At 55.1% G+C, this 10,753-nt stretch carries 8 protein-coding genes; 7 read left to right on the forward strand and 1 reads right to left on the reverse strand.

The features are described from left to right. Positions 1 to 374 precede the first annotated feature (374 nt). From Q8Q07_06695 to Q8Q07_06720, 6 genes are all read left to right on the forward strand, one after another. Positions 375 to 1,307 (forward strand): bifunctional riboflavin kinase/FAD synthetase, encoded by a 933-nt coding sequence (locus Q8Q07_06695; protein MDP3879972.1) that lies wholly within the window; start codon positions 375 to 377, stop codon positions 1,305 to 1,307. A gap of 2 nt (positions 1,308 to 1,309) precedes the next feature. After that, positions 1,310 to 2,584 carry a tyrosine--tRNA ligase gene (tyrS, locus tag Q8Q07_06700; protein ID MDP3879973.1) on the forward strand — a complete coding sequence of 425 codons (1,275 nt, stop codon included), beginning with the start codon at positions 1,310 to 1,312 and terminating at the stop codon, positions 2,582 to 2,584. A gap of 169 nt (positions 2,585 to 2,753) precedes the next feature. After that, positions 2,754 to 3,851 carry an alanine--glyoxylate aminotransferase family protein gene (locus Q8Q07_06705; protein ID MDP3879974.1) on the forward strand — a complete coding sequence of 366 codons (1,098 nt, stop codon included), beginning with the start codon at positions 2,754 to 2,756 and terminating at the stop codon, positions 3,849 to 3,851. 17 nt (positions 3,852 to 3,868) lie between these two features. Then, positions 3,869 to 5,443 carry a phosphoglycerate dehydrogenase gene (serA, locus tag Q8Q07_06710; protein MDP3879975.1) on the forward strand — a complete coding sequence of 525 codons (1,575 nt, stop codon included), beginning with the start codon at positions 3,869 to 3,871 and terminating at the stop codon, positions 5,441 to 5,443. 71 nt (positions 5,444 to 5,514) lie between these two features. Further along, the gene (locus Q8Q07_06715) at positions 5,515 to 6,285 is read left to right on the forward strand and encodes an enoyl-CoA hydratase-related protein (protein ID MDP3879976.1); all 771 of its coding nucleotides are present in this window, start codon (positions 5,515 to 5,517) and stop codon (positions 6,283 to 6,285) included. A gap of 40 nt (positions 6,286 to 6,325) precedes the next feature. Next, positions 6,326 to 7,240 carry an SDR family NAD(P)-dependent oxidoreductase gene (locus tag Q8Q07_06720; protein ID MDP3879977.1) on the forward strand — a complete coding sequence of 305 codons (915 nt, stop codon included), beginning with the start codon at positions 6,326 to 6,328 and terminating at the stop codon, positions 7,238 to 7,240. A 24-nt stretch (positions 7,241 to 7,264) separates the two neighbouring features. Here the strand turns inward: Q8Q07_06720 and Q8Q07_06725 are convergent, their stop codons facing one another. After that, a complete protein-coding gene (locus Q8Q07_06725) occupies positions 7,265 to 8,575 on the reverse strand; it encodes a DUF1015 domain-containing protein (GenBank protein ID MDP3879978.1) in 1,311 nt (436 codons plus the stop codon). Positions 8,576 to 8,759: 184 nt separating this feature from the next. Between Q8Q07_06725 and ligA the strand changes: the two genes are divergently transcribed. Then, on the forward strand, positions 8,760 to 10,753 hold a 1,994-nt coding region (gene ligA, locus Q8Q07_06730), incomplete at its 3' end, for an NAD-dependent DNA ligase LigA (protein MDP3879979.1).

Consider the following 10,753-nt stretch of genomic DNA (forward strand, 5'->3'; position numbering starts at 1 on the left):
TGGACTATGTGCGTATCTATATTTCCCATCTGCGGCAGAAGATAGAGCCAACCCCGGCTCTGCCCAGGTATATCCTGACTGAACAGGGAGTCGGTTACTATTTCCAGAAAGCCTCCTGATTCTTTCAAACTGGTGCTGCCGCTAAAATAACCTCGTGTGAAGTCTCCTCTGCCTACTGAGGCCGCTACTCTGACAAACCCTGGCTAGCCCCCTGTGTGGCACCCGCGGTTGACGCCTAAATAGGCTTATGCTAGTATTAAAGCACTTCAACTAGGAGAGGGCAGCCCGGGTTCTATTAGCCCCTTTTTATATTTAGTCAGTTACTATCCCGTATCATAATTTTCAGTTCTTAATCCGGTTCGGGTGAAGGAGTCATGCAGGTAGAGGAAGAGCTGGCAAAGGTATCACCTGAGAAAGATATGGTGCTGGCCATCGGGGTATTCGATGGGGTCCACCGGGGGCATCAGTACCTGATTTCACAGTTGATGGACTCCGCCCGCCAGCAGGGCTTGCAGGGTGGAGTGGTGACTTTTCGGCAGCACCCCCGCGGGGTGCTATCATCCCGGACCAGGTTGCCCTTCCTGACCAGCCTGCCGGAAAAGGTCAGTCTCCTCAAAAAAGAGGGTGTGGATGAGGTCGTTGCCCTGTCTTTCACCGCTGAATTGGCCCAGCTCAGTGCCGCTCAGTTTACCGGTCTTCTCAAGAAATACCTCAGAATGCGCGGTCTGGTGGTTGGACCTGATTTCGCTCTGGGCCGCGAACGGGAAGGCGATATCGATAATCTGCGCCGGCTGGGGCAGGAGATGGACTTCACCATCACCGTAGTGCCACCTCGTAAAATCAATGGCGAGGTGGTCAGCAGTACGGCCATCAGGAACGCCCTGGCCGCTGGTGATATCGGCAGGGTAATCGCCCTCACCGGGCGCCCGTTCAGCCTTCAGGGACAGGTGACGGCCGGGGTGGGCAGGGGGTCAGGGTTGTCCTTCCCCACGGCAAATCTGGAGATAGACCCCGGGCAAGCCATGCCCGCCGACGGGGTGTATGTTACCTGGGCTTATGTTGATGGTAAAGCTTACCCGTCAATGACCAATATTGGCCGGCGTCCTACCTTTAACGATGACGGGCGTACCGTGGAGACATATATCCTCGATTATCAGGGTAACCTCTACGGACACGAGTTGAGAATTGATATTGTGGAACGGCTGCGCGGTGAGAAGCGCTTTGATACGGCAGAGGAACTGAAGAAGCAAATAGCTGAGGATGTGAAACAGGGAGTAGCCATTCTGAATTCCAGAGGTAAAAGTTAGCCATGAATACTGACCGTGATATTGCCTCGCTGCTCAAGAGGGGAGTGGCTGAGGTCATCGTAAGGCAGGAGATGGAGGAATTGCTCCGCTCCGGCAAGAAGCTGCGCCTGAAAGAAGGCTTTGACCCCAGTTTTCCCGATATTCACCTGGGGCATACCGTGGGCCTGCGCAAACTCCGGCAGTTCCAGGAGTTGGGTCACCAGGTGGTGCTCATCGTTGGCGACTGGACGGCACAGATTGGCGACCCGAGCGGGGTTTCCATTACCCGGCCAATGTTGACCGCGGAGCAGGTCAAAGCCAACGCCGAGACCTATATGCAGCAGTTCTTCAAGATAGTGGACAAAAACCGGACTGAGGTTGCCTGGCAGAGCCAGTGGTTCGGCAAGTTTACCCTGGGTGACGTGATTCAGCTCACCAGCAAGTTCACCGTCGCCCAGTTGCTCGCCCGTGAAGATTTCAGCAGCCGGTATAATGCCGGGAGACCGATTGCCGTCACCGAATTGCTCTATCCTCTGCTCCAGGCTTATGACTCGGTAATGGTCAGGGCGGATGTTGAGTTCGGGGGCACCGACCAGAGGTTTAATTTACTGCTGGGCAGGGAACTGCAGTCGATAGTGGGGCAGCGCCCCCAGCAGTGCCTGATGACGCCGCTGCTCATCGGCACCGATGGCACCCAGAAGATGAGCAAGAGCCTGGGCAACTACATCGGAGTCGCCGAGCCGCCCGCTGAAATCTACGGCAAGGTGATGTCAATCAATGATAATCTTATTATGGACTACTTCGAGCTGCTGACCGATGTCCCCGAAGAAGAGCTTGCCCGATTCAGACGGGACCTTGAGAACGATGACGTTAACCCGATGACGCTCAAAAAACGCCTGGCCGGGGAGATTGTAACCCTGCTCTATGATAAAAAATCAGCCACCGGGGCTCAGGGGCACTTTGAGAAAGTGCATGAGAAGAGGGAAATGCCTGAAGAGATTCCTGAGTTCCGATTTTCTTTTGCAAAAATGCCTTCCCGATGGCGAAAAGAAGATGGACGTGACATTAGGATTCTTGGTCAGGATGATTGGAATCTTGATGATATGCTTATAAAGATTGGTTTTGCTAGGAGTCGTAGTGAAGCGAGTAGACTTATTCGTCAGGGTGCTGTCAGTGTTAATGGGAAGAAAATTACGAATGTCATTGCCCATATTGAAAACGGCAGTATTATTAAAGTGGGTAAAAGGCGCTTTGCTAAAGTCGTTAATACTGACATTGAACCAAGGCAGGGGATTTAGTAAGGGGCGTCCAAGAGGGGCTTCGCCCCTCTTATGTTACACTCCCCCTTCCCTTGGTAAGGGAAGGGGGTCAGGGGGATAGGTTGTAAAATCCCCCAAAACAGTGCTTTGCTAAAGTCGTTAATTCGGCTATAATGTGAACCAGACTAATCAACAGTAGAGGTGACCGATGGAAGAGTTACGTGTACCGGGACCTACACCCTGCCCTCCGGAAGTTCTGCAGGCGATGGCCAAACAGATGATAAACCACCGGGGCGATGAATTTGAGCAGATGATGCAGGATGTGACGTCTAACTTGAAACAATTGTTCCAGACCAGGAATGATGTTCTTCTTCTTACCGGCTCAGGTACCGGTGGACTGGAGGCGGTGGCTGTTAACATTCTATCCCCGGGTGATAAAGTCCTGGCTCTATCCGTTGGTGCCTTCGGTGAACGCTTTATCACTATCGCCCAGAAGTTCGGGGCGGATGTTATTCCCCTGCGCTTTGACTGGGGGAAGCCGGTCGATGTTGAGGCGGTGCGTAAGAGTTTGCAGGCTGAGCCGAAAATCAAGGCGGTCATGGTCACCCATAATGAGACTTCTACCGGTGTGACCAATGACCTGGCAGCGATAAGCTCGGTGGTAAAGGAGTTTGATAAGCTATTACTGGTTGATGCCATCAGCAGCCTGGGCTCGATTGACCTTCCGGTAGATAAATGGCACTGCGATGTTGTCGTGACTGCTTCTCAGAAAGGATGGATGGTACCCCCCGGTATGGCTATGGTCAGCGTCAGCGAAGAAGCCTGGAAAGCGCAGGCTACCGCCAGGATGCCCCGCTTTTACTGGGACTTCGCCCAGGCCAAGAAGTACCTGGGGAAATGGCAAACCCCCTGGACACCGGCTGTTTCGATAGTATTTGCCTTCTCGGTAGCACTGGAGATGATGCTGGAGGAGGGGCTGGAAAATGTCTTTGCCCGGCATGCCCGGGTAGCCCGGGCGGCCCGTGAGGGAGTAAAGGCACTGGGACTGTCACTCTTCGCCGAGGAAGGCTATGCCTCCAATACGGTGACCGCGGTGAATTCCCCCGCCGGGGTTGATAGCGAAAAACTGCTTCAGCTTCTACGGGACGAGCACCAGATTGAGCTGGCTGAAGGACAAGCGCACCTGGTCGGTAAGGTATTCCGTATCGGACACCTGGGGTGGGTGACTGAAAATAACATTGAGAAGGTGATAAAAGCCCTGAAGGTGGTGCTACCTGAACTTGGTTTTGTCACCACTGCCGTCTAATTCGGGAGAGTGAGTCGATGAAGGTTCTGGTTACTGAGCCTGTTGGTGAAGAGGGAATAAATATCCTCCGTAGCTATACTGAGGTAGACCTCAGGCCGGGATTGAAACATGAGGAACTGCTTTCTATTATGGGCGACTATGAAGGCTTGGTAGTACGCAGCCAGACCCAGGTCTCCGCCGAGATCATCGAGGCCGGTGAGAAACTGCAGGTCATTGCCCGCGCCGGTGTCGGTGTCGACAATATTGATGTCGAGGCAGCGACGAGGCGAGGCATCGTGGTGGTCAATGCGCCTACGGGCAATACCACCGCCGCCGCGGAGCATACCATCGCTCTGATGCTGTCCCTCGCTCGCCATATTCCTCAGGCTTGTACCTTGCTTAAATCTGGAAAGTGGCGGCGGAATGATTTTATGGGTATCGAGGTCAGAAACAAGACGCTGGGACTCATTGGTCTGGGAAACGTGGGAACGGAGGTAGCCCGGCGCGCCCGAGGAATGGAGATGAAGCTCATCGGTTGTGATCCTTTTGTCTCCATTGACTATGCCCGTACCCTGCAGGTGGACCTGGTTGACCTGAAACAGCTCCTCCAGGAATCAGACTTTATTACCCTGCATGTGCCGCTGACCACATCAACCAGGATGCTGATCGGGGCTAAAGAACTGGCTCTGGTCAAGCCAAATGTCCGCATCATCAATACCGCCCGGGGCGGGCTGATTGATGAAGAGGCGCTGGTTAAAGCGGTGAGAGAGAAAAGGGTGGCCGGAGCGGCTATCGATGTCTTCGCCACCGAGCCGCTCACCAGTAGTGTCCTCTTTGACGAACCCGCCATTATTGTCACTCCTCACCTGGGAGCTTCCACGGCTGAAGCCCAGACCCTGGTAGCTACTGATGTTGCCGAGCAGGTTGTGGCCGTGCTTAAAGGTCAGCCCGCCAGATACGCCGTTAATGCCCCTCTCATCCCCGAAGAAACCCAGCCGGTGCTGCTGCCCTTTATCAGGGCGGCGACGGCGGCCGGGAAGCTGCTCAGCCAGTTGATTGAGGGGCAGGTGGCTTCTATTTTGATTAAATATGAAGGCGAGATTGCCGGTTACGATACTAACGCTCTCAAGGCGGCTGTCCTGGGCGGGGTACTGCAGGAAATCAGCGAGGAGCGGGTAACCCTGGTTAACGCTAACCTTATAGCTGCCCGGCGCGGCCTTACCGTGGCGGAGCAGAAAGACCTTACCTGCAAGAATTATACCAGCCTGGTTACTGTGGAAGCCTCTACCAGTGTCGGTACCACCACGGTGGCGGCTACGGTGATGCGCGGAGAGACACAGATTGTCCGGGTCAACGAGTTCTGGATTGACATTGTCCCCACCGGCGGTTATTTCCTATTCAGCGCCCATCTTGACCGTCCCGGGTTTATCGGGGCGGTAGGCAAGATAACAGGAGATGCCAACATCAATATCAGTTTTATGCACCTCGGCCGTCTCAAGCCCAGGGGGAAAGCGTTGATGATACTGGCCCTTGATGAACCCCTGCCTGAGGAGCAGCAGCGGCAGATACTGTCAATTCCCGGTGCCGATACGGTTAAGCTGGTAAGGCTCTAGTTCAGAGGCGGTCGGCACCGGTTCTATATCAGGAAAATACTCGGCTAGTCTAAAATAGTGAGGAGGTTTGCATGGATATTGAATACAAGAAGGAAGGCAGAATTGCCACTATCACCCTGAACCGCCCTGATGCCATGAACTCGTTCAGCATTAACCTGTTAAAGGAGTTAAACGAGGCGATGATAGACTTCCGTGACGACCCGGAAGTCTGGGTGGGCATCATCACCGGGGCCGGGGATAAATCATTTTCGGCCGGCGCCGATATCAAAGAGTTGTTCCCTTTCTGGAAAGAGCACAAGCTGGACCCGTGGGCAGTGCAGCTGGCCCCGATGCACCGCTTTGACCTGTTCAAGCCTCTGGTGGCGGCCGTCAACGGCTATGCCCTGGCCGGAGGTATGGAACTGGCTCTGTCCTGTGATATCAGGATTGCCTCGGAGACGGCCCGCTTCGGGCAGACAGAAGTAAAATGGGGGGTGTTACCGGCGGCGGGTGCTACCTGGAAGTTGCCGCGGACAATCCCCTGGTGCAAGGCGGCGGAAATGAACCTGATGGGCAGGATGATTGATGCCCAGGAAGCCTACCGGCTGGGACTGGTCAATAAGGTCGTTCCTCCTGACCAGGTCATGTCCACGGCAAGGGAGTGGGCTGAGGAAATCTGTCAGATGTCACCCCTGGGAGTCAGAGCCGCCAAGGAGGCGATGGTCAGGGGGCTGTCACTGGAAAAGGAAGAGGGCGGGCGACTGGAACATGCCCTGTTCACCTACTGCCTGGAGACAGAAGACCTGGCTGAAGGCAGAATGGCTTTTATTGAGAAGAGAAAGCCTGTCTGGAAGGGAAAGTAAGAACTTCCTATCTAAAAAAACGAAGAGAGGTTTGGACAAAATGGGTGACAGGTTAAAGAATAGAGTGGCGGCGGTCACCGGCTCCGGGCAGGGAATTGGCCGGGCGGTGGCGCTGGCCCTGGCTCAAGAAGGCGCTATATTAATCACCAATAACCGCCGGCCGGGTACTAAAGGCGGGGACGCGGAAACTACCGCCCAGGAAATCAGGGATATGGGCGGTCAGGCGGCTCCTTTCTTTGGTGACGTGGCCAGCTTTGAGGAAGCGCGCCAGATGGTACAGAAGGCGGTCGACGAGTTTGGCCGACTGGATATCGTGGTCAATAATGCCGGTACCGACGCGCCGCACATGGTCTGGAACATGACCGAGGAGGAATGGGACCGGTCAGTAAATTCTTATCTGAAAGGCACCTGGAACTGCATCCGCCATGCCTGTGTCCTGATGAGGGAACAGAAGTGGGGTCGTATTATCAATACCACCTCTGTGGAGCGGCTGGGGGCTATGGGGCACTGCAATTACGTGGCGGCCAAGGCAGGAGTGGTCGGCCTGACCAGAGCCATCGCCCGGGAGCTGGGCAGGTACGGAGTGACCTGCAACGCTTATGCTCCCCTGGTAGCCACCCGGTTTACGCTCAGTGAGGACTCGGTGCAGGGCTTCAAGAAGCGGTATGAAGCGGGGCTCATCACCAAGGAGCAGCTTGATGAGTATATCAATCTGGACCCGCCGGAGACCGTAGGTCCGCTGGTCGCGTATTTGTGTACCCAAGAGGCGGGTGATATCAACGGGCAGGTGTTCGATGTCACCAAGGGTAACATCTCCATCTACTCCGAGCCGGAGAGGGTGAGAACCCTACCCAGAAAAGACGGCTTGTGGACGGTGGAAGATCTGGTAAAGCTGGTGCCTGAAAAATTGTTACCGGGGTACAAAAACCCGGCACCAGCCCAGCTGGATAAATAGAGTCCGGGTTCCCGCCGGATATTCTTACACCAGGCGGTTAAAGATGAGTCCGGCGGGCAATTTGGGGTAAAAGTACGTTGACTTTCGGGGCATTCTGTCACCGACATCGGCGATAGTCTTAATTACTTCGGGACTGACCGGCTTAAGCAGTAAGGCCAGCTGGTATTCTTGGACGGTTACTCTATTGATGGCGTCCTGCCGGTCATAAACATAGGCAAGGCTGGTTTTTTCCTTCTCGCTGTCGATACCGAGGAGTTTTTCCAGTATGATGTGGTCGACGAGGCTGACATCCAGCTTCTTGTACAGTTCCGAGTGGAAGTAGGGCATCATCTGGCTGGCAGCCTCCGGGTCACGCAGTCTCAGCACGGAAAGACAATCGCCATTCAGACCGAAGATGACCAGCCTGGGTGTATTTTCTTCCGTGGATGAACCCTCAACACGATGCCACAGATCGGCGGTGTCCGCTGGCAGTTCCTCTATTTCAAAGAGTGCCTTCAGCCTGGGTACCAGCTCATTCAAGGTTGATTTTGAGATACCGCGTGCCAGCCGGTGGGGGGGAAGTATGACCAGTCCGGGATCGGCAAAATCTACCAGCGTCATCATGACGAAGTTAAAGGATTCATCCCCCGATGCCGACGGTGAACGGGCGAGTGATTCATGCCGGTAAGCCAGGGCGCTTTCATAACGGTGATGACCGTCAGCAATATAGAGCGGCTGTTCCGCCAGGATATGACATACCTGGTCGATTGTCTCTGGGTCGGTGATAGCCCGGACAACATGGGCTTCTCCCATGATATTAGGCGCGCTAATTGCCGGCTGGTTTCGTTCCTGGGTAGCCAGTAATGAGGAGAGCCTCTGCTCAGGGTCTTCAAACATGGCCAGGATTGGGCTGGTGTTGGCCTCAATCGCCCAGAGCAGATTGAGCCGGTCGCCCCTCGGTTCCGCCAGTGTGCCTTCATGGGGGCGGATTATCATCCTCTCCCACTCCTCCAATCTCACCCGTACGATAATCCCCCGGCGCCGGTACTTCCGACCATGAAGGGTAAAATACTGGTCGTGAAGGTATATCGCCGGTATGCTGTCTATCTCGAGGACACCCTGCTTGAGCCATTGTTCCAAAGTAGCCGCGGCGCGGGTGTACTTGTTGTCCGCGTTGGTATCCTGGGGCAGTTCCCGTGTGTGTTCCAGCCGGACGAAGTTATAATCGCTTCTTAAGTAGAGTTCTTCTCGTTGCTGAGGTGTAATAATATCATAGACGGGACAGATGACCTCTGACCAGTCATCGACCCGCGATTGATTATAATGAACACCCCGGAAGGGGCGAATCTCGGCCAAGCTCGTTTGGTCCTTTTCGGTTAACCGACAGTCTGTTTCGATAGTAGTTTACCCTATGACAGAGGGCGGACGCAACTCCTGATAATCATAAGTATCAGCCGAGGTCTTATCTTTTTGGTGGGAGGGGACTATGCTATACTGATGGTGGGAATAGCTTCAAATTAGCTGCGTGACAAGACTCTTTATGGAAACAACCAGCCGGATAAAAGATCGAATAGAGGAGCTAAAGGCTCAAATCAACCATCATAACTATCGTTATTACGTGCTGGATAGTCCTGAGGTCAGTGACGCCGAATATGACCGGTTAATGACCGAACTTAAGGAGCTTGAGGAGAAATATCCCCGGTTCCTGACGGCTGACTCTCCGACTCAGCGGGTTGGGGCTGCTCCCGTAGCTGTCTTCGGTGTGGTGGAACACCCGTTGCCCTTGCTGTCCCTGGGTAACGCCTTTTCCCAGGATGAGTTACTGGCCTGGTACACGCGAACCTCAAAGCTGCTTACAGGGGAACAGTTCGGTCTGGTTGGCGAGCACAAGATTGACGGGCTGGCGGTTGCCCTGACCTATATCAACGGTCAGTTGGCTACCGGAGCTACCCGCGGTGATGGCTTCCGTGGTGAAAATATCACCCGTAACCTGAGGACAATCAGGAGTATTCCCCTCTCCGTATCCGGAGACGCGCCGCCCCACTTCGAGGTGCGGGGGGAGGTCTTTCTGCCCAAGGCCGGTTTTCACCGGCTAAACAAGGAAAGAGAGGCCGAAGGGCTACCGGTATTCGCCAATCCCAGGAATGCCGCCGCCGGGTCAGTGCGGCAGCTTGACCCGCGCATCACGGCAAAACGTCCTCTGGATATCTACATTTATGCCCTGGGCTATGCGGAGGGCGGGACAACGCCGGAGACCCACTGGGAGACCCTGCAATATCTGAAGTCGTTGGGCTTCAAGACAAACCCCAATAACGCTCACTTCTCCGGCATTGACCAGGTCGAGAAGTATTATGATACCTGGAAAGAGAAGAGGGAAAGCCTGCCCTATGAAGCTGACGGAGTAGTCATCAAAGTAGACTCTCTGGCTCTGCAAAGGAGGCTGGGGGACATCGGGCATGAACCCAGGTGGGCGATAGCTTACAAGTTCCCGGCAGTCCAGGTTACTACCCGGCTGAAAAGAATTGACATCAGCGTCGGCAGGACAGGCACGCTTAACCCCTATGCCGTTCTGGAGCCGGTTTCGGTGGGAGGAGTGACCATCAAGCAGGCGGCGCTGCATAACGAGGACGACATCCGGCGCAAGGATATCCGCGAGGGCGACCGCGTCCTGGTGCAGCGTGCCGGGGAGGTTATTCCGGAAGTGGTCGGGCCGACTCCGGAGAGTAAAGATAGCCCCGGCCGCGGCCGGGAGTTTGACCTGAGGGAAAAGCTGAAACAGATTTCTAAGGAGAAGTGGGGGGAAGACCGCCCGCTGTGCCCGCAATGCGGTACCGAGGTGTTCCGGCCTGAAGGCGAGGTGATGTATTACTGCCCCAATGCCACCTGCCCGGCCCAGGTACAGGAGCGGCTGGAGCACTTCGCCTCCCGGGGGGCGATGGACATCAGAGGTATCGGCGAATCAATGACGGCTGTCCTGCTCAACGAGGGGCTGGTCAGGGATGCCGCCGACCTTTATCACCTGAAGAAAGAGGACCTGCTGCGACTGGAAAGAATGGCGGAGAAGAGCGCCGCTAATGTCCTTGAGGCTATTGAGAATAGTAAGAACCAGCCCCTGGCCAGGGTTATCTTTGCTTTGGGCATACGTCACGTCGGCGGGGAGATGGCGCAGGTACTGGCGGAACACTTCGGTAGCATTGATAAGCTGGCGGCTGCTTCCACCGAGGAACTGATGTCCGTCCCCAGCGTCGGCCCCAAGATCGCGCAGAGCATTGTTACTTTCTTCCGGCAGGAAGCCAACCTCGGCATTATCCGTAAGCTAAAAAAGGCAGGAGTCCGGCTGGAAGAGAAGCCTGTCAAACCCCAGGAACTTCCCCTGAGAGGTCAGGAGTTTGTCATCACCGGCCGACTGGAAGATTTCACCCGGCAGGAAGCTGAGGAGAGGATAAAAGCCCTCGGCGGCGCGGCTAAAGACAACGTTACCCGCGGTACCGCTTACCTGGTAGTGGGCGCTGACCCCGGCTCCAAGCTCACCCG

It is taken from the genome of Dehalococcoidales bacterium (assembly GCA_030698765.1).
In the GTDB taxonomy this organism is placed as follows: domain Bacteria; phylum Chloroflexota; class Dehalococcoidia; order Dehalococcoidales; family UBA2162; genus JAUYMF01.